This window comes from Streptomyces sp. NRRL B-1347 (assembly GCF_000720325.1).
In the GTDB taxonomy this organism is placed as follows: domain Bacteria; phylum Actinomycetota; class Actinomycetes; order Streptomycetales; family Streptomycetaceae; genus Streptomyces.
This window is the reverse complement of record NZ_JOJM01000007.1, coordinates 165,695-183,237: the sequence shown is the minus strand read 5'-3', so window position 1 is coordinate 183,237 and position 17,543 is coordinate 165,695. Positions and strand designations below refer to the sequence as shown.

Sequence of the window (17,543 nt, the reverse complement as noted above, 5' to 3'; positions counted from 1 at the left end):
GCGTGGCCGCACGCGCCGGGGCTCGGCCATCTCGGCCAACACAGGTTTAATGCAGGGGAGTTGCATTATCTTGCGCCTGTCGGGTATGCCATAGGCACCACCGCGCCGCCCGTGCACCCGGTGGCGCCAGCTCACCGCACAAACCGCAATCGATGTGGCTGGTCCTCGCTCCAGGCCGTTCGTCCGTGGCCCGGAGGCGGAGGCCACCACACCCCGTATCCGCGCTCAAGGGCGCCACGAGGGGGAACGATGCACGACGACAGCCTTCCCTTCGGCCTCCGCTCCCACGTGCGGCGGGAGCGGCTGGTCATCGCGCTCTGGGGAGAGCTGGACATCTACGCCACCGAGCGGCTCACCGGCCGTCTGGCCGAGCTGACCCTCACCTGCCGTCACGACGTGATCCTGGACCTCAGCGAGGTGACGTTCCTGGACTGCGGCGGCCTCTCGCTGCTCTGCCAGGCGCGGGCCGCGACGCGGCGCAGGGAGCTGCGGCTCACCGTCGTTCTGGAAGACCCCTTCCATCGCAAGGTGCTGCGCCTGGCGGGCGTGGTCGAATCGTTCGACGTCGCCCTGCACTTGAGCGACGCGCTCGCCGTCCCGCCGGGCGACACGCATGGACACCGGCCGCCGACCCCCTCACACGCCTGAGCACGGCTGACGGCTGAGGGCGGCCGAAGGGGGGGGCTGAGCGCGGGTCAGGCCGGCACCGGCTCCCGTTCGAGCAGCCGCACGATGTCCCGCACCGCCGCGCGCCCCGCACGGTTCGCGCCGATGGTGCTGGCCGACGGGCCGTAGCCGACGAGGTGCACGCGCGGGTCGGCGGCCGCCCGCGTGCCGTCCATGCGGATGCCGCCGCCGGGCTCGCGCAGCCGGAGCGGCGCCAGGTGGTCGACGGCCGCCCGGAAGCCGGTCGCCCACAGGATGACGTCGGCCTCGACGGTCCGACCGTCGTCCCACTCCACGCCCGTCGGTGTGATCCGGTCGAACATCGGAAGGCGGTCGAGCACGCCGTTCGCACGCGCCTCGCGCACCGCGTCCGTGACGGCGAGACCGGTCACCGACACCACGCTCTGGGGCGGCAGGCCCTGCCGGACCCGGTCCTCCACCAGGGCGACGGCGGCGCGCCCGCGCCCCTCGTCGAAGGGGCCGTCGGCGAACACGGGCGGCCGCCGCGTCACCCACCAGGTCCCGGCGGCGTACGGGGCGATCTCCATCAGGTGCTGGGTGCCCGATGCGCCGCCGCCCACGACGACGACGCGCTGCCCGCGGAACGCCTCGGGGCCGGGGTAGACGGCCGTGTGCAGCTGCCGCCCGAGGAAGGTCTCCTGCCCCGGGTAGCGCGGCCAGAACGGCTTGTCCCAGGTGCCGGTCGCGTTGATGAGCGCGCGCGTCGACCAGGTCCCGGCCGAGGTCTCGACCAGGAGCCGGCCGCCGTCGCCCTCGCTGACGCGGCGCACGTCGACGGGGCGCCGCACCCGCAGGTCGAAGCGCTGCTCGTAGGCGGTGAAGTACGCGCCGATGACCTCCGACGAAGGGCGCGCGGGGTCCGCGCCGGTCAGCTCCATGCCCGGCAGCGCGTGCATGCCGTGCACCTTGCCGTACGTAAGCGACGGCCAGCGGAACTGCCAGGCGCCGCCCGGCCGGGGCGCGTGGTCGAGCACGACGAAGTCCCGCTCCGGCTCGAACCCCCTGCGCCGCAGGTGGTAGGCGCTGGACAGGCCCGCCTGCCCCGCGCCCACGACCACCACGTCGACGTCCGTCACGTCCGCGTCTCGCACCCCGATGTCGTTCACGCTTCTACTAACCCTGGCCGGGTCCTGGATCTTCCCGCGGGGTCAGCGGCCCCCGGCCACCAGGAGCGGAGCCCCGCCCGGCGCCGACGCCGGGCGGCCGTTGGCGGCGGGGACCCCGGCCAGGGGCGAGGCCGGGATGCGGGAGAGCAGGCCGCGGGCCGCCAGGTCGGGGATGACGCCCTCGCCGAACCAGTACGCCTCCTCCAGGTGCGGATAGCCGGAGAAGACGAAGTGCTCGACGCCGAGCGCGTGGTACTCCTCGATGCGGTCGGCGACCTCCGCGTGGCTGCCCACGAGCGCGGTGCCCGCGCCGCCGCGCACCAGGCCGACCCCCGCCCACAGGTTGGGCGCGACCACCAGGTCGTCGCGGGAGCCGCCGTGCAGCGCGAGCATGCGCTGCTGGCCCACGGACTCGCTGCGGCCGAGCGCCTCCTGCGCGGCGGCCACGGTGTCCGCGTCGAGGTCGTCGAGCAGGCGGTGCGCGGTGGCCCACGCCTCCTTGGGCGAGTCGCGGGAGATGGTGTGCAGGCGGATGCCGAAGCGGACCGTGCGCCCCTCCGCCTCGGCGAGACCACGGATCCAGTCGATCTTCTTCTTCACCTGCTCGGGCGGCTCGCCCCAGGTCAGATAGACATCGGTGTGGCGCGCCGCGACCGGGCCCGCCGCGGCCGACGAGCCGCCGAAGAAGATCTCCGGCAGCGGGTCCGGCGGCAGCGCGGTGAGCCCGCCCTCGACCTGGTAGTGCGTGCCGTCGAAGTCGTACGGCTTGCCGCTCCACACCCCGCGCACCACCGAGAGGAACTCGTCGGTGCGGGCGTAGCGGCGGTCGTGGTCCAAGTGGTCGCCGAAGCGCCGCTGTTCGGTCGAGTCGCCGCCGGTCACCACGTTCAGGAGCAGCCGGCCGCGGGTGATGCGCTGGTACGTCGCCGCCATCTGCGCGGCGAGCACGGGGGACAGGACGCCCGGCCGGAATGCCACCAGGAACTTCAGCCGCTCCGTGTCCTTGGCGAGCGCCACTGTGGTCAGCCAGGCGTCCTCGCACCAGGTGCCGGTAGGCGTGAGCACGGCCTCGAAGCCCAGCTGCTCGGCGGCCTTGGCGATCTGGGCCAGGTACTCGATGTCGGGGGCCCGCACGCCGCTCACCGGGGTGACGCGGGAGCGGGTGATGCCGCCGTCGGTGTAGGCGTGCCGGTCGACGAGGGTGCGGCCGTCGCCGCCGGTCGGCAGGAACCAGTGCAGGTGGACGGTCATGGTCAGGACTCCTTGTACGTGCGGGGCTCGGTGGTCGAGGGCGGCAGCGAGCCGTTGAACCGGGTGTCGGTGAAGTCGCGGAAGTCGACGCGGCGCGGGACGAGCTTCAGATCGGCGAAGGTGTCGACGATGGCCTGCTCGGTCGTGATGACGTTGCGGTCGACGGCGACCGGGACGCGCGTGCCGTGCGTGCGCTTCACCGAGTCGAGGGCGACCTCGTACGGCAGGCCCGTGTCCTTCGCCCAGACCTTCGCCCATGCCTCGGGGTGCTCGAAGACCCAGTTCTGCGCCTTGCGCAGCCGCTTGAGGTAGTCGGCGACGGCGGCGGCCTTCTTCTCGTCCTGAAGCGCGCCGGGCGCGGCCACCTGGAAGCTGAGGCCGTTGACGAGGCCGTCGCCGTCGGTGAGAATCCGCCCCTTGCCGGCGCGCAGGACCTGCGAGGTGTACGGGTCCCACACCGCCCAGGCGTCCACCTTGCCGCCGGTGAACGCGGCGAGCGCGTCGGCCGGTTGGAGGTACTTGACGTGGACGTCCGCCAGGGAGAGCCCGGCCTTCTTCAGGGAGGCGATCAGCTGGTAGTGCGCGGACGACCCCTGGGCCACCGCCACGGACTTCCCCTTGAGGTCGGCCGCGCGCTTCAGGCCCGAGTCCTTCGGCACGACGACGGCCTCGCCGTGCGCCGTGCCGTGGCTCGCGGCCACCACGGTGATCTTCGAGCCCGCGCCCGCCGCGAACACCGGCGGCGTGTTGCCGACCGCGCCGAGGTCCACGGCCTTGGCGTTGACGGCTTCGAGGAGCGGCGGGCCCGAGGTGAACGTCGACCACTTGATCTTGTACGTGAGGTCGTCGAGCTCACCGGCGGCGCGCAGGACGGCCTCCGAACCGCCCCTCTGGTCACCGACGTTGAGGGTGAGCGACCCCTTGCCGTCGGTGTTGCCCCCGCCGAGGCCGCCGGTCGACGAACTGGCGGACGACGACCCGGAGCAGGCGGCGAGGGCCAGCGCCAGGGGAAGGAGCAGGGCAGGGGCGAGGCGTCGGCGTCGCATGGGCAGGGGGTCCCTTCTACGAGTACGTCGCGGGGCGCGCCGGAGCGGCGCGAGGGGGGGAGGGGCGGTGCGGCGGAGGGGCCGCGGCCGGGGTGGCGGGCGGTCAGGCGGCGAGCGCGGTGTGCGCGTCCACGCCGAGGCGCTCCAGGAGGGAGGCGCGCAGCGCGGCGAACCGGGGGTCGGCGATGTCGCGCGGCCGGTCCAGGTCGACAAGCTGCTCGTGCGCGATGACGCCCTCGTCCATGACGAGGACGCGGTCGGCGAGCAGCACCGCCTCCTCCACGTCGTGGGTGACCAGCAGGACGGCGCAGCCGCGCCGCTGCCACAGCTCGGCGACCAGGCGCTGGGCCGTGACCCGGGTCAGCGCGTCCAGGGCGCCGAACGGCTCGTCGAGGAGCAGCAGATCGGGCTCGCGCACCAGGGCGCGGGCCAGCGAAGCGCGCTGCGCCTCGCCGCCGGACAGCGTCTTGGGCCAGGCCTGGGAGCGGTGGCCGAGCCCCACCTCGGCCAGGGCGCGCTCGGCGACGGCCCGGTCGGGCCTGCCGGGCAGGCCGAGGACGACGTTGCGCCACACCCGCTTCCAGGGCATGAGGCGCGGCGCCTGGAACGCCACGGCCTTGCGGCGCGGCACGAGGACGGTGCCCTCGATGTCCCGGTCGAGCCCGGCGAGGACGCGCAGGAGCGTGGACTTGCCGCAGCCGCTGCGCCCGAGCAGCGCCACGAATTCGCCGGGCCGCACGTCGAGGCGCAGGCCGTCGATGACGGGGCGGCCGTCGAAGGTGCGGGTGAGGCCCTCGACGCGGACGGCGGCGGGGGCGGGCACGGCGGGGGTCACCGGCCGGTGAACGTCGGTCGCCATTGCAGCAGCAGCCTTTCGAGTGTGCGGACCACGAAGTCGGCGAGGAGGCCGAGGAAGGCGTAGACGATCAGGCAGACGACGATCACGTCGGTCCGCAGGAAGTCCCGGGCCTGGACCATGAGGAAGCCGATGCCCGCGTCGGCGTTGATCTGCTCGGCGAAGACCAGGGCGAGCCAGGCGATGCCGAGGGAGTAGCGCAGGCCCGTCATGGCGCCGGGCAGGGCGCCCGGCAGGATCACGTGCCGCACGAGCCCCCACCGGGAGAGCCCCAGCGACTCGCCGGCCTCGATGAGCTGGGCGTCGACGCCCCGGATGCCCGCGTACACGTTCAGGTACAGCGGGAAGGAGACGCCGAGCGTGATGATGGCGATCTTCGGGGTCTCGCCGATCCCGAACCAGATGATGAACAGCGGGATCAGGCCGACGAACGGCACGGTCCGCAGCATCTGCACGCTCGCGTCCACGAGGTCCTCGCCGATCCGGAAGAGCCCGGAGACCAGCGCCAGTCCGGTCCCGACCGCCGTGCCGAGCAGCAGGCCGATCGCGACGCGCTGCAAGGAGACCCCCATGGCGGAGGTCAGCGACCCGTCCTCGACGAGGTCGCCCGCGACCCGGGCGATGGTTCCCGGCGAGGCGAGCACGTCGGGGCTCAACGCCCCGGTCGCGCTGAGGAGTTGCCACAGGGCGAGCAGCAGCACGGGCCCGGTGGTGCGGCGCAGCCAGCGGGGGACGCGGGTGCGGCGGGCGGAGGAGGGGACGAGGGCGACGAGGTCCGGCAGGGCCCCGGAAGCGGACTCCGCACTCTCGTGCGGGGACTTTCCGGATATGTCAGGTGTCGGGGGCGGCGGGGCGTGACTGATGCTCATGGCGCTCCAGGGCGGGGGAGGGGCGCGGCGCGGCCCGGTGACCCGGCTCGGCGCGTGCGGGGCAGCGGCGGGGAGCGGGGTCGGGGCGCGTCAGGACGCGGCGGCGACGCGACGCACGGTCACGCGGTCACCAGGGTCACGCGGTCGGGGAGAACGCGGCGACGGCGGACGGAGCGTGCGCGGGCGAGCGGAGGTGAGAAGGCGTCAGCAGTCGCGGCGACACGCGGAGGAGGCCACCCGCAGCAGGTCGATGTGACCGCGCGAAGTGAGCAGAGCTGAACGCATGCGGCCGAACGTAGCGATCTCGGCCGCACACGGTCAATGGTGTCTCGCGGACCGGACGCGCCGTATCACCTGACGGAAAGTCCGCGTGGTGTCCGACGGTGCCGTGGCCGGGTGCTGGTGCAGGATGGGAGGCATGCCCGACGCCTTCACCACCCGCATCCTGCACGTCGCGACCGGCTCGGACGAGACGGTCGTCGACCTCACCCACGAGTGCGCGAGCTTCCTGCGCGAGGCGGCCCGCGGCCGCGACGGCCTCCTCAACGTCTTCGTCCCGCACGCCACCGCCGGAATCGCGGTTCTGGAGACCGGCGCGGGCAGCGACAGGGACCTGCTCGCCGCGCTGCACACCCTGCTGCCGGCCGACGACCGCTGGCAGCACCGCCACGGCAGCCCGGGCCACGGCCGCGACCACGTCCTGCCCGCCCTGGTGGCCCCGCACGCCACGCTCCCCGTGATCGGCGGCAGCCTGGAGCTCGGCACCTGGCAGTCCGTCTGTCTGGTCGACACGAACAAGGACAACCCCGACCGCCAGGTGCGGCTGAGCTTCCTGGGATAGCGGGTGGTGCCGACGGGTGTCCTCAGCGGCCCGGCGCCCCCGCGCGCAGGCCGTCCATGACGATGTCGAGGAGCTGGTCCACGCGCGCCTGCCAGTCGCTGTCCGGATCGATGTGCCACAGGCCCGCGATGGCGAGCAGGAAGTCGTCGGGGGTCAGGCCGGGACGGATGGTGCCCGCCGCGTCGTTGGCGGTCAGGAGCAGGGCGATCGCGGAGGTGAGCGGGCCGTGGCCGAGGGCGGCGAAGCTGCCGTAGGCGGTGGCCTTGCCCATCGCCTGGGCCAGGCCCGCCTTCGTCATGGAGTACCGGGCGAGGCGGGTCATCCACTCCCGCAGGGCCTGGTCGGGGGGTCGGGTCTCCAGCAACTGGGCGGCGGTGTCGGCGACTTGCTCCACCTCGTAGCGGTACACCTCCAGGACGAGCGCCTCGCGGCTCGGGAAGTTGCGGTAGAAGGTGCCCTGCCCGACGCCGGCCTTCTTCGCGATCGCGCTGAGCGGGGTGTCCGCCGCCCGCGTCAGCTCCGTCAGGGCCACTTCCAGGATGCGTGCGCGATTGCGCTGCGCGTCCGAGCGCAGCGGCGCGTTCTTCCTCTCGTGCACCCCTCGTCCTTCCGGGATCCCGGCCGTCCGGGACTGCCGTGGGGACAGCCCTTGCTAAGCGGACAGCTGTCCGTTAGGTTCGGAGGCAACGGACAGTTGTCCGCTTGTGCTCACCATAGCGGCAGAGTGGCTGGATGTATGCCCTCATGTCGTCCGCTGCCAGCGCCCGCCCCGCCGTTCGACCGGGCCGAGGACCGGCCCGGCGCCCCCGCACCACCGCTTCTCCCGCAGGCCGCACCAGCTCAAGCACGTCCCGTCGGCCGGGGCACGCCCCGGCCGCGAGCGCGCGCCACCACCGCGTACGCGAAAGAAGGCTTGACCATGGCTCCACCCCCTTCGGCACCCTCCGCGACGTCCAGCGTCATCACGCTCACCGTCAACGGCGCGAAGCACACGCTGCCCGTCGACCACCGCGCCACCCTGCTCGACGTGCTGCGCGAGCGCCTCGACCTGACCGGCACCAAGAAGGGCTGCGACCAGGGCCAGTGCGGCGCCTGCACCGTGCTGGTCGAGGGCCGCCGCACCGTCTCCTGCCTGCAGCTCGCGGTGGCCGCGGAGGGGCGCGAGGTCACCACCATCGAAGGCGTGGCGCAGGACGGCCGACTGCACCCGGTGCAGCAGGCGTTCCTCGACCTCGACGGCTTCCAGTGCGGGTACTGCACGCCCGGGCAGATCTGTTCGGCCCTCGCGGTGCTCGACGAGCACGCGGCGGGCTGGCCGAGCGCCGTGACCGCCGACGTGCGGCCCGACGTGGCCGTGCCGCCGCTGACCCCCGAGGAGATCCGGGAGCGGATGAGCGGCAACCTGTGCCGGTGCGGCGCCTACGTGTCCATCGTGCGGGCCGTCGAGCGCGCGGCCGAGGCCGCAGGGGCCGAGGCGCAGGACGCCCCCGCCGAGAGCGTCGGCGCGGACAAGGAGGCCGTGGCATGAGGGAGTTCGGCTATCTGCGCGCCCCGGACGTGCCCGGCGCCGTCGCCCTGCACGGCGCCGACAGCGGCACGCGCTTCCTCGCGGGCGGCACCAACCTCGTCGACCTCATGAAGGCGGGCGTGGAGCGCCCCGAGCGCCTCGTGGACGTCACCGAACTGCCCCTGGGCGGGATCGAGCCGACCGCCGACGGCGGCCTGCGGATCGGCGCCACCGTCAGCAACAGCGACCTCGCCGCCCACCCCGAAGTGCGCCGCCGGTACCCGGCGTTGAGCCAGGCCGTGCTCGCCGGCGCCTCCGGCCAGCTGCGGAACATGGCCACGGTCGGCGGCAACCTCCTGCAGCGCACCCGCTGCGCCTACTTCACCGACCTGGCGCAGCCCTGCAACAAGCGGACGCCCGGCAGCGGCTGCCCGGCCGTCCGCGGCGAGCACCGTAACCACGCCGTCCTCGGCGCCACCGAGCACTGCGTCGCGGTGCACCCCTCGGACATGGGCGTCGCGCTCGCCGCCTTCGACGCCGTCGTCGCGTACGAAACCCTGGACGGTCCCGGCGAGTTGCCGCTCGCGGACTTCTACCTGCCGGTGGCGGACACGCCGCACCAGGAGACCGCCCTGCCGCCCGGCGCCCTGATCACGGGCGTCACGCTGCCGCCCGCCCCGGTCGCCGCGCACTCCCGCTACCGCAAGGTGCGCGAACGCGCCTCGTACGCCTTCGCGATCGGCTCGCTCGCCGCCGCGCTCGACGTGCGGGACGGCCTCGTCCGCGAGGTGCGGCTCGCCTTCGGCGCGGTCGCGTCGCGGCCCTGGCGGGCGCACGCCGCCGAGCGGGCGCTGACCGGCGGCCCGGCGAGCGCCGAGGCCTTCGCCGCCGCGGCCGACGCCGAACTCGCGGCCGCCGAGCCCCTGCCCCACAACGGATACAAGGTGACCTTGATGCGCAACCTCGTCGTCGCCGTCCTGACCGAACTCGCCGAGGAGGCGGGCCGATGACCACCGCGACCCGCGCCACGGCGGCCACGGGGGCCGTCGGCACCGGCCACACCCGCGTCGAGGGCCGCGACAAGGTCACCGGAGCCGCCCGCTTCGCCGCCGAGCTGCCGTTCGGCGAACTCGCCCACGGCTGGCTCGTCCTGTCCACCGTCGCCCGGGGCCGCGTCCTCGGCGTGGACACCGAGCCGGTCCTGCGGCTGCCCGGCGTCCTCGCGGTCCTGCACCACGGCGACGCCCCGCGCGTCGACGCCGGGTACGTGGGCACGATCGGGCCGCCCGACCCCGTCGTCGGACTCTTCCAGCACGACCGCGTGCCGTACGCGGGCTGGCCGGTCGCCCTCGTCGTCGCCGAGACCTCCGAGCAGGCGCGCGAGGCCGCCGAGACCCTCCAGGTGCGCTACGCCGAGGAGCCGCACGACATCGGCTTCCACGCGGGGCACGCCGACGCCTACACGCCCCAGAGCGTGCTCGGCGGGCCCAACGAGGTCACCAAGGGTGACGTGGAGGCCGAACTCGCGGCGTCCGCCGTCGTGGTGGACGAGCGGTACACCACGCCGGAAGAGCACCACAACCCGATGGAGCCGCACGCGGCGACCGCCCGCTGGGAGGGCGGCAGGCTCGAAGTCGTCGACTCCAACCAGGGCAGCCGCTGGATCGCCGAGGAGCTGGCCCGGCTGTTCTCGCTCGACCTGGACTCGGTGCGGGTCAGGTCCGAGCACGTCGGCGGCGCCTTCGGCTGCAAGGGCCTGCGGCCGCACCAGGTGGCCGCCGCGATGGCGGCGACGGTCCTCGACCGGCCCGTGCGCGTCGTCCTGACCCGGCGGCAGATGTTCTCGGTGATCGGCTACCGCAGCGCGACGACCCAGCGCGTGCGGCTCGGCGCGGACCCCGACGGGCGGCTGCGGGCCCTCGGGCACGAGGGGCACAGCGCCACGTCGACGCTGTTCGAGTTCGTCGAGCCGAGCGCCTCGTACGGACGCGTGATGTACGCGGCCGACGCCCACCACTCCGTCAGCCGCGTGGTGCCCCTGGACGTGCCCACGCCCACGTTCATGCGCGCGCCCGGTGAGGCGCCCGGCTCGTTCGCCCTGGAGAGCGCCCTGGACGAGCTGGCCGAGAAGTGCGGCGTCGACCCGATCGCGCTGCGCGCGCGCAACGAACCCGCCGTCGGGCCCGTCTCCGGACTGCCCTTCGGCAGCCGCAACCTCGTCGCCTGCTTCCGCGAGGGCGCCCGGCGCTTCGGCTGGGCGGAGCGCGACCCGCGCCCGGGCGTCCGCCGCGACGGGCGCTGGCTGATCGGCACCGGCACGGCGTCGGCCACGTACGCCGCGGGGGCCGCCCCCTCCACGGCGGCCGTGACGGCGGAGCCCGACGGCACCTTCACCGTGCGGATCACCGCCGCGGACGTCGGCACCGGCGCCAGGACCGCGCTGACCCAGATCGCCGCGGACGCCCTGGAGGTGCCGCTGGACCGGGTGCGGGTGCGCATCGCGGACAGCGACTTCGGCCTGGCGTGGCTCGCGGGCGGCTCCATGGGCACGCGCTCCTGGGGCTGGGCCGTCTCCCTCGCGGCGCGCGAGCTGCGGGAACGCCTCGCGCTCGGCGGCGCCGTACCGCCGGAGGGCCTCACGGCGCGCTCCGACACCAGCGACGTGCTCGCGGCCCTCGCCCGGAAGGAACGCCACTCCTACGGCGCGCAGTTCGCCGAGGTCGCCGTGGACGTCACCACCGGTGAGGTACGGGTCCGCAGGATGCTCGGCATGTTCGCCGCGGGCCGGATCGTCAACCCGCTGACCGCGCGCAGCCAGCTGGTCGGCGGCATGACGTGGGGCCTGTCGATGGCGCTGCACGAGGAGGCGGGCAGGGACGCCGCGTCGGGCACCCAGGTGGGCGCCGACCTGGCGGGCTACCACTACGCCGCGCACGCCGACGTACCGCACATCGAGGTGGACTGGGTCGAGGACGTGGACGAGGACGACCCCGTCGGCATCAAGGGCGTCGGCGAGATCGGGATCGTGGGCGTGGCGGCGGCGATCGCCAACGCCGTGTGGCACGCGACCGGGGTGCGCCACCGGGACCTGCCGATCCGGCCCGACCGCGTCCTCCTGGCGGCAGCCGGTGCCGCCCCGGACGGGAACGGGCACGGCCGTGCTTGACGTCGCCGACGAGCTGCGGCGTTGGACCGACGAGGGCCGCGCCTTCGCCGTCGCCACCGTGGTGGCCGTCGGCGGCAGCGCCCCGCGCGGCCCCGGTGCCGCGCTCGCCGTCGACAGCGAGGGCACCGCCGTCGGCTCGGTCTCCGGCGGCTGCGTCGAGGGAGCGGTGTACGACCTGTGCCTGCGCGCCCTCCAGGAGGGCGAGGCGGTGGTGGAGGAGTTCGGCTACAGCGACGAGGACGCCTTCGCCGTCGGCCTCACCTGCGGCGGCACCCTCCAGATCCTGGTCACGCCGTACGCCGCGGAGTCCCGGGACCGCGCGGTCGCGGCGGAGGCACTCGCCCGGGTCGGCGACGGCGAGCCCACGGCACTGGTCCGGGTGGCCCGGGGCCCGGCGGGACTGCTCGGCCACGCCCTGCTCGTGCGCGCCGACGGCACGTCCGCGGGCGGCACGGGCGGCGGCGCGGCCCTGGACCGCACGGCGGCGGCGGAGGCCAGCGCGCTGCTCGACGCAGGGCGCACCGGGACCGTCGAGGTGTCCGAGGACGGCTCGCGCTGCCCGGGCGGGGTGACGCTGCTCGTCGAGGTGAGCGTGGAGCCCCCGCGCATGATCGTGTTCGGCGCGGTGGACTTCGCGGCGGCCCTCGTCCGCACCGGCAAGCTGCTCGGCTACCACGTGACGGTGTGCGACGCCCGGCCCGTCTTCGCCACCCCGGCGCGCTTCCCCGAGGCCGACGAGGTGGTCGCGGACTGGCCGCACCGCTATCTGCGGAGCACCGGGACGGACGCCCGCACGGTGGTGTGCGTGCTCACGCACGACGCCAAGTTCGACGTGCCCGTCCTGGAGGTGGCCCTGCGGCTCCCGGTCGCGTTCGTCGGCGCGATGGGGTCGCGGCGGACCCACGACGACCGCATGCGCCGACTGCGCGCGGCGGGCGTCACGGACGCCGAACTGGCCCTGCTCCACTCGCCGATCGGCCTCGACCTCGGCGCCCGCACCCCCGAGGAGACCGCGTTGTCCATCGCCGCCGAGGTGGTGGCGGTACGGCGCGGCGGCACGGGCGTGTCGCTGACCGGCACGCGGGTGCCGATCCACCGCGACGGGTGGGGCCGGCGGGTGCCGGCGGGAGCCTGAGTACAAGGCCCGGGGCGGCACCTGGCGCCCCGGGCCCCGGCGTTCAGGGCCGTGCGTCGGCGTCCTCGTGCTCGTGCGCAGGGACTGCCGCCTGTGGCGCCGCGCGCGGCAGGTGCTCCTCCAGGAGCAGCGCGAGCGCGGCCAGCGTCATCAGACCGCCGACGAGGAACGTGCCCCGGACGCCGACGAGGGGAAGCAGCAGACCGCCTGCGAGGGCGCCCGCGGCCACCCCGGAGTTGTACGCGGCGCTGTTCGCCGCGATGGCCGTCTCGGTGCGGCCCGGCGCGACGTACATGACCTGGCTCTGTGTGGCCATGAAGATCGGGCCGAGCGACGCGCCGAGGAACACGAGCATCACGGTGGCGACCGCCCGCGAGTCGCCCGCCGCGTACAGGCCGAGCAGTGCCACCGCCTGCGTGGCCACCGGCACGGTGAGCGTCGCGCGCGGAAAGCGGTCCAGGAGCCGCCCGTACACCGTGACGCCGACGATGCCGGTGACGCCGAGGACGAGAAGCAGCGTGCTGACGGAGGACTCCGAGAACCCGCTCTCGTCCACGAGGAACTGGGATACGTACGTGTACCCGGTGAACACGCCGGTGACCGTGAGGGCCGTGACGCCCAGGACCACCACGAAGCGGCGCCGGTCGGGCCTGACCCCCCGGGCGGCGTGGCCCTCCTCCGGGCGCGAGGTCGGCAGGACGGTGGCGATGACGACGAAGGAGGGGACGACGAGCGCGCCCACCACCAGGAAGGGCACTTGCCACCCGGTGTGCTGGCCCAGCCAGGTGCCGCCGGGCACGCCGAGGACGAGTGCGGCCGAACCGCCCACCGACAGCGCCCCGATGACGCGGCCTCGCACGTGCGGCGGGAAGAGCCCCACCGCGACCGGCCCCATCACCGCCCAGAACAGCGCCTGGGCCACCGCCGTCACCAGCCGTGCGCCCATCAGGACCCAGTACGACGGGACCAGGGCGGAGACGACGCTCGCCAGGAGCAGCGCGGCGAGCAGGGCGCACAGGACCAGGCGGCGCGGCACGGAGCGGGTCACCTGGGCGATCGGCACCGACACCAGGGCCACGGTCAGGCCGTACCCGGACACGAGGAGTCCGACGGCGGTGAGCGACCGGTCCAGATCGTCCGCCATCAGCTTGAGGATGCCGATCGGTAAGTTCTCGGTGGTGTTGAAGGCGAACGCGCCCAGCATCAGCGCGGCGACCACGGCCACGCCCCGCCGGTTCGTCGTCTTCTCCATCGCCATTCGTCCTCCACGGTCGCGGCGCGCACAGTTCATGGGGTGCACACGGAATTTGCTGGTGTACACATGACGGTGCGGCCGCGCCGGGGATTTCTCAAGAGCGCAGTGCGACCGTGAAGCTGCGGCCGTACGCGTGGCGCGTGCTGACGTCGATCCTGGTGCCGCCCGGCACGGCCCGCACGCGCACCCCGTCGTCCGCCTCGACGACGCGCAGCGGGCGGCCGCGCAGCAGGACGCCGACGGTGTCCCTGCCCATGGTCGGGTCGGACACGGCGAGGGCGGTGCGCCCGTCGCCGCGCCCCCGCCGCAGCAGGACCGACGCGGGTCCGTCCACGCGCAGGCGCCCGGCGACGTGGTGGCCGTCCGTGAAGGCGTTGAGGGCCGTCAGACCGAGCCCGTGGTGCGTGACCGCTTGCAGGCGCGGGGAGTTGGCGAGGACCGCGACCGCCTCGTACGACCGCAGCCGTGCCTCGGTCGCGTGCGGCAGCAGCGCGTACGCGAGCCGTACAGGAGCGGCACCGGCCTCCTGCTCGACCCCCACGGCGAACACGCGGCGGGTCACGTGCGTGTCCGGGTTCGCCGTCCTGACGGCGCGGCGGCTGCGCGTCACGTCGTCCAGGGCGACGCGCACGGCAGGCGTGTCGAGGAAGGCGTAGCCGACCGCGCCGCCCCGCGCGGTGTCGGCCCAGCGCAGCCAGGCCAGGCGGCCGATCCCGGTGCCGGTCCAGGGCCGCCCGTCGCGCAGCGCCCCGGTGAGGGTCACGCGGTCGCCCGGCGCGGAGATCCGCGTGTCGACGGTCGTGGTCACCGCCCGCCCGGCGGCGTCTCCCACCCCGGCCGCGAGCACGACGACCTCCTCGTCGAACAGGAACCAGGACTTGGAGGCGGAGGCGTTGCGGTACGTCACGAAGTCGTCCGGCAGCAACGCCCGGTCGCGGTGGGCGACATCGCTCGACTGGACCATGCCGGCGGCCCCGTACGCGCCGAGGACGGCGCCCCCGGAGAACGGGTCGGTGCCGCGCGGGAAGTAGACGTACGTGTTCTGCGACTCGGACGACGAGGTGAAGCGCAGCGGGTGGGACGGGTTGTCGTAGTAGGGCTTCCCGTACAGCTCGGGCACGGAGCGGCGCGTCTCCACCGGTGCCGTGACCCCGGCGAGCCCGTACGGCGGGACGGTGGTGAAGTAGTCGACGCCGAACGCGCCCGTCTGGTCCTGCCCCGACAGATACAGATAGTGCGTGCCGTCGCCCTGGAACCAGGGCAGCAGGTTCTCCCCGTTCATGTACTCGTACTTGCTGATCCGGTCCGAGCTGCGGGCGAGCGCGAACGCGTAGCCGGGTCTGCGGTGCACGGTCTTGGCCATGGCGTTGAAGGCGACGCACCGCGCCGCGGGGTTGAGGTCCGCGGCCGGGACGGACGCGTCGCCCACGATGTCGGCGTACCGCACGACGCTGACGGGGGAGACGAACCGGCTCGGATCGGGGGCGACGCGGGACGTCTGGCGCACGTGCTTCACATAGCTCCGCAGGGCGCGGGCGTCGTCGCCGCGCGCGAGCGACGTCAGGTCGACGACGGCCTCGACGACCACGCCCGTGTCGGTGTACCCGCTGTCGGTGCGGGAGACCGCCCGGCCCTTGACGATCTCCATCATCCAGCCCTCGAAGATCACCGGGGCGAAGCCGTCGCGCACCCACCGCAGCACGACCGGCACCAGCTCCTCGCCGTGCGCGAACCCCGTCCCGTCGAGGAACTTGAGGGTCTGCACCACCCGGGTGAGGAGCCCCTTCCCGTACGAGCCCGTGTAGGCGACGGAGGAGTGCTGGATGAACGATCCGTCGGCGTAGTACCCGTCCGTCACCCCGTGCTTGAGGTCGTACGGGTCGATGGTCGCGAACACCGTCAGCTGGTCGGTGAGCGCTTTGCGCACCCGCGCGTCGTCGGCGAGCAGCACGCCCTGGAGGACGCGGTTGGTGGTGATGTCCGCGAGGTTGGCCCCGGTGTGGAACCGCGAGTCCAGGTTCACGTCCCCGCCGACGCCGTTGCGCAGGTACGCGTCCATGGAGGCGACGTACGTGCGGACCAGCTCGGGGCGGTGCGCGCGGACCGCGTCGGCGAGGAGCGTCAGCGTCTTGCTGATGTGCTGGGAGATCCCGATCTCCCAGTGGAACCAGTTGCCGTAGTAGCCCTTGGCCTGGTCGCCGTAGTACCGCTCGTGCAGCCACACCAGGCCGTCGACGACGCGGCGCTGCACGGCGGTGTTCCCGCACAGGTCGGGGGAGGGTAGCCCGGGTGCGCGGGTGGCGAGCGCGATCTCGTACAGCTTGCGGAAGGCGGTGTTGAGGTTGGCCTCGTCGCGGCCGAGGACGAGGCCGCCGAACAGCTCGTCCGGTCCCGCGTCGTCGAGTGCCTTGAGGTTCGCCCGCGCGGTGCGCTCGACGGCGTCGAGCTTGGCCTGTGTCTCGGGCCTGCCGTTGGACTCGGCGGTCCCGGCGAACACGGCCACCACGTTGGCGACCAGGCGGTCCCGGTCGGCCGCGACCGCCTGCCGCACGGGGACGACGCTCAGCAGCCCGGCGGCCGCGAGTGCGGAGAGCAGACGTCTGCGGGTGAGGTCCATGGGGTCCTCCGCGAGTGGGGATGGCCTGTCGGCGGGCGGAGTCAAGCAGAGGGAGGGGACCCGGGCAAGGGGGCGGGCCCGGCGCGGAGCGATCCGGCCGGGCCCGTCGACAGGGGGGCCGCAATGCGGCCGGGCTCAACGCCCCTGGAGGCGCTTGACGTTGTCGCCGAACGTCCAGTTCCGGGAGCCGTCCCAGTTGATCGACCAGGTCATCAGGCCCTTGAGGGCGCCGTTGTAGGTGTTCCAGGCCTGGGAGACCAGGCTCGGCGACATGTGGCCGCCGCCCGCGCCCGGCTGCGCGGGCAGGCCCGGCACCTGCTTGTCGTAGGGGACCTTGATGGTGGTGCCCTGGATGACGAGGCCCTTGTTGAGGCAGTCGGTCTGCTTGGTGAAGCCCTGGACGGTGCCCGCGGAGTAGGAGTCGCCCGAGCAGCCGTACATGCTGCCGTTGTAGTACTGCATGTTCAGCCACCACAGGCGGCCGTTGTCCGCGTACTTCTTGACGATCGGCAGGTAAGCGCCCCAGATCGAGCCGTACACCACGCTGCCGCCGGTGACGTACGCCGTCTCCGGGGCCATCGTCAGACCGAAGTTGGGCGGCATCTGGGCGAGCACGCCGTCGATGATGCGGATGAGGTTGGACTGCGACGGCGACAGCTGGTTGATGTTGCCGCTGCCGACGAGTCCGGTCTCGATGTCGATGTCGATCCCGTCGAAGTTGTACTTCTTCAGGATCGGCACGATCGTCTGTACGAAGCGGTCGGCCACCGCGCTCGAACTCAGGTCGATGCCCGCCGCCGCGCCGCCGATCGACATGAGGATCGTGGCGCCGTTGGCCTTGGCCTGACACATCTCGGCCGGGGTCGCCACCTTCACGGTGGCGTCCATGCCGTCCTCCCACAGCACCGTGCCGTCGGAGCGGATCACGGGGAAGGCGGCGTTGATCACGTTGTAGCCGTGGGCGCCCATGCGGGAGTCGGTGATCGGGGTCCAGCCGAAGGGCGGGTGGACCCCGTTCGACGCACCGTCCCAGTTCTCCCAGTAGCCCTGGAGCACCTTGCCCGCGGGCCTGGACTTGACCGCGCAGGTCTCGTCCTGCGCTGCTCTCGGCGCGTCCGGCGCCGCCGCGGCGGGCAACTGCGCCGCGAAGGCCAGCGCCAGGGCCGCTCCCAACAGACGTACCGTCCGACCGATCATGGCGTGCTCC

At 73.8% G+C, this 17,543-nt stretch carries 16 protein-coding genes; 6 read left to right on the top strand and 10 right to left on the bottom strand.

The window, feature by feature from the left end; genetic code table 11:
- The first annotated feature begins 249 nt into the window (after window positions 1-249).
- Window positions 250-648: an STAS domain-containing protein gene (locus IG74_RS0110305; RefSeq protein ID WP_051854754.1), complete on the top strand. Its 399-nt coding sequence runs from the start codon at window positions 250-252 to the stop codon at window positions 646-648.
- A 47-nt stretch (window positions 649-695) separates the two neighbouring features.
- Here the strand turns inward: IG74_RS0110305 and IG74_RS0110300 are convergent, their stop codons facing one another.
- From IG74_RS0110300 to IG74_RS54665, 6 genes are all read right to left on the bottom strand, one after another.
- Window positions 696-1,793 (bottom strand): NAD(P)-binding domain-containing protein, encoded by a 1,098-nt coding sequence (locus IG74_RS0110300; RefSeq protein WP_199818809.1) that lies wholly within the window; start codon window positions 1,791-1,793, stop codon window positions 696-698.
- Window positions 1,794-1,835: 42 nt separating this feature from the next.
- Window positions 1,836-3,044, bottom strand: coding sequence for an LLM class flavin-dependent oxidoreductase (locus IG74_RS0110295; protein ID WP_030673245.1), 1,209 nt, complete (start codon window positions 3,042-3,044; stop codon window positions 1,836-1,838).
- 2 nt (window positions 3,045-3,046) lie between these two features.
- Window positions 3,047-4,090: an ABC transporter substrate-binding protein gene (locus IG74_RS0110290; RefSeq protein WP_030673243.1), complete on the bottom strand. Its 1,044-nt coding sequence runs from the start codon at window positions 4,088-4,090 to the stop codon at window positions 3,047-3,049.
- A 103-nt stretch (window positions 4,091-4,193) separates the two neighbouring features.
- Window positions 4,194-4,949: an ABC transporter ATP-binding protein gene (locus tag IG74_RS0110285; protein ID WP_030673240.1), complete on the bottom strand. Its 756-nt coding sequence runs from the start codon at window positions 4,947-4,949 to the stop codon at window positions 4,194-4,196.
- The gene (locus IG74_RS0110280; protein WP_030673237.1) at window positions 4,922-5,815 is read right to left on the bottom strand and encodes an ABC transporter permease; all 894 of its coding nucleotides are present in this window, start codon (window positions 5,813-5,815) and stop codon (window positions 4,922-4,924) included. The genes IG74_RS0110285 and IG74_RS0110280 overlap by 28 nt, the downstream gene beginning before the upstream one ends.
- 204 nt (window positions 5,816-6,019) lie before the next feature.
- Window positions 6,020-6,100: a putative leader peptide gene (locus tag IG74_RS54665; protein ID WP_420709877.1), complete on the bottom strand. Its 81-nt coding sequence runs from the start codon at window positions 6,098-6,100 to the stop codon at window positions 6,020-6,022.
- 133 nt (window positions 6,101-6,233) lie between these two features.
- On the opposite strand from IG74_RS54665, the gene IG74_RS0110275 reads away from it, so the two are divergent.
- Window positions 6,234-6,656 carry a secondary thiamine-phosphate synthase enzyme YjbQ gene (locus IG74_RS0110275; protein ID WP_030673233.1) on the top strand — a complete coding sequence of 141 codons (423 nt, stop codon included), beginning with the start codon at window positions 6,234-6,236 and terminating at the stop codon, window positions 6,654-6,656.
- 22 nt (window positions 6,657-6,678) lie between these two features.
- On the opposite strand, the gene IG74_RS0110270 is transcribed toward IG74_RS0110275, so the two are convergent.
- A complete protein-coding gene (locus IG74_RS0110270; RefSeq protein ID WP_030673230.1) occupies window positions 6,679-7,254 on the bottom strand; it encodes a TetR/AcrR family transcriptional regulator in 576 nt (191 codons plus the stop codon).
- A 321-nt stretch (window positions 7,255-7,575) separates the two neighbouring features.
- Between IG74_RS0110270 and IG74_RS0110265 the strand changes: the two genes are divergently transcribed.
- Genes IG74_RS0110265 through IG74_RS0110250 form a run of 4 tightly spaced genes read left to right on the top strand, consistent with a single transcriptional unit; the run spans window position 7,576 to window position 12,464 of the window.
- Complete coding sequence (locus tag IG74_RS0110265) at window positions 7,576-8,184, top strand: 2Fe-2S iron-sulfur cluster-binding protein (RefSeq protein WP_030673226.1); 609 nt, start codon at window positions 7,576-7,578, stop codon at window positions 8,182-8,184.
- Window positions 8,181-9,173 (top strand): FAD binding domain-containing protein, encoded by a 993-nt coding sequence (locus IG74_RS0110260; RefSeq protein WP_030673222.1) that lies wholly within the window; start codon window positions 8,181-8,183, stop codon window positions 9,171-9,173. The genes IG74_RS0110265 and IG74_RS0110260 overlap by 4 nt, the downstream gene beginning before the upstream one ends.
- Window positions 9,170-11,329, top strand: a complete 2,160-nt coding sequence (locus IG74_RS0110255; protein WP_030673219.1) for a xanthine dehydrogenase family protein molybdopterin-binding subunit — start codon at window positions 9,170-9,172, stop codon at window positions 11,327-11,329. Before IG74_RS0110260 ends, IG74_RS0110255 begins: the two co-directional genes overlap by 4 nt.
- Window positions 11,322-12,464 carry an XdhC family protein gene (locus tag IG74_RS0110250; RefSeq protein WP_030673216.1) on the top strand — a complete coding sequence of 381 codons (1,143 nt, stop codon included), beginning with the start codon at window positions 11,322-11,324 and terminating at the stop codon, window positions 12,462-12,464. The genes IG74_RS0110255 and IG74_RS0110250 overlap by 8 nt, the downstream gene beginning before the upstream one ends.
- A 43-nt stretch (window positions 12,465-12,507) precedes the next feature.
- Here IG74_RS0110250 and IG74_RS0110245 read toward each other — a convergent pair whose 3' ends face one another.
- The 3 genes from IG74_RS0110245 to IG74_RS0110235 all read right to left on the bottom strand — a co-directional run bounded on the left by IG74_RS0110245 (window position 12,508) and on the right by IG74_RS0110235 (window position 17,533).
- A complete protein-coding gene (locus IG74_RS0110245; RefSeq protein ID WP_234334288.1) occupies window positions 12,508-13,716 on the bottom strand; it encodes an MFS transporter in 1,209 nt (402 codons plus the stop codon).
- A 97-nt stretch (window positions 13,717-13,813) separates the two neighbouring features.
- Window positions 13,814-16,336, bottom strand: a complete 2,523-nt coding sequence (locus IG74_RS0110240) for a polysaccharide lyase family 8 super-sandwich domain-containing protein (protein ID WP_030673210.1) — start codon at window positions 16,334-16,336, stop codon at window positions 13,814-13,816.
- A 135-nt stretch (window positions 16,337-16,471) separates the two neighbouring features.
- Entirely contained in the window at window positions 16,472-17,533 is a 1,062-nt protein-coding gene (locus IG74_RS0110235) for a chitinase (protein ID WP_030673205.1), read from the bottom strand.
- Between the last annotated feature and the right edge of the window lie 10 nt (window positions 17,534-17,543).

Bases quoted from the DNA above. Each gene is read 5' to 3' on its own strand.
- IG74_RS0110295 (WP_030673245.1), bottom strand. From the start codon at position 3,044: ATGACCGTCCACCTGCACTGGTTCCTGCCGACCGGCGGCGACGGCCGC.
- IG74_RS0110240 (WP_030673210.1), bottom strand. From the start codon at position 16,336: ATGGACCTCACCCGCAGACGTCTGCTCTCCGCACTCGCGGCCGCCGGG.
- IG74_RS0110235 (WP_030673205.1), bottom strand. From the start codon at position 17,533: ATGATCGGTCGGACGGTACGTCTGTTGGGAGCGGCCCTGGCGCTGGCC.
- IG74_RS0110275 (WP_030673233.1), top strand. From the start codon at position 6,234: ATGCCCGACGCCTTCACCACCCGCATCCTGCACGTCGCGACCGGCTCG.
- IG74_RS0110290 (WP_030673243.1), bottom strand. From the start codon at position 4,090: ATGCGACGCCGACGCCTCGCCCCTGCCCTGCTCCTTCCCCTGGCGCTG.
- IG74_RS0110245 (WP_234334288.1), bottom strand. From the start codon at position 13,716: ATGGAGAAGACGACGAACCGGCGGGGCGTGGCCGTGGTCGCCGCGCTG.
- IG74_RS0110260 (WP_030673222.1), top strand. From the start codon at position 8,181: ATGAGGGAGTTCGGCTATCTGCGCGCCCCGGACGTGCCCGGCGCCGTC.
- IG74_RS0110280 (WP_030673237.1), bottom strand. From the start codon at position 5,815: ATGAGCATCAGTCACGCCCCGCCGCCCCCGACACCTGACATATCCGGA.
- IG74_RS54665 (WP_420709877.1), bottom strand. From the start codon at position 6,100: ATGCGTTCAGCTCTGCTCACTTCGCGCGGTCACATCGACCTGCTGCGG.
- IG74_RS0110285 (WP_030673240.1), bottom strand. From the start codon at position 4,949: ATGGCGACCGACGTTCACCGGCCGGTGACCCCCGCCGTGCCCGCCCCC.
- IG74_RS0110265 (WP_030673226.1), top strand. From the start codon at position 7,576: ATGGCTCCACCCCCTTCGGCACCCTCCGCGACGTCCAGCGTCATCACG.
- IG74_RS0110255 (WP_030673219.1), top strand. From the start codon at position 9,170: ATGACCACCGCGACCCGCGCCACGGCGGCCACGGGGGCCGTCGGCACC.
- IG74_RS0110305 (WP_051854754.1), top strand. From the start codon at position 250: ATGCACGACGACAGCCTTCCCTTCGGCCTCCGCTCCCACGTGCGGCGG.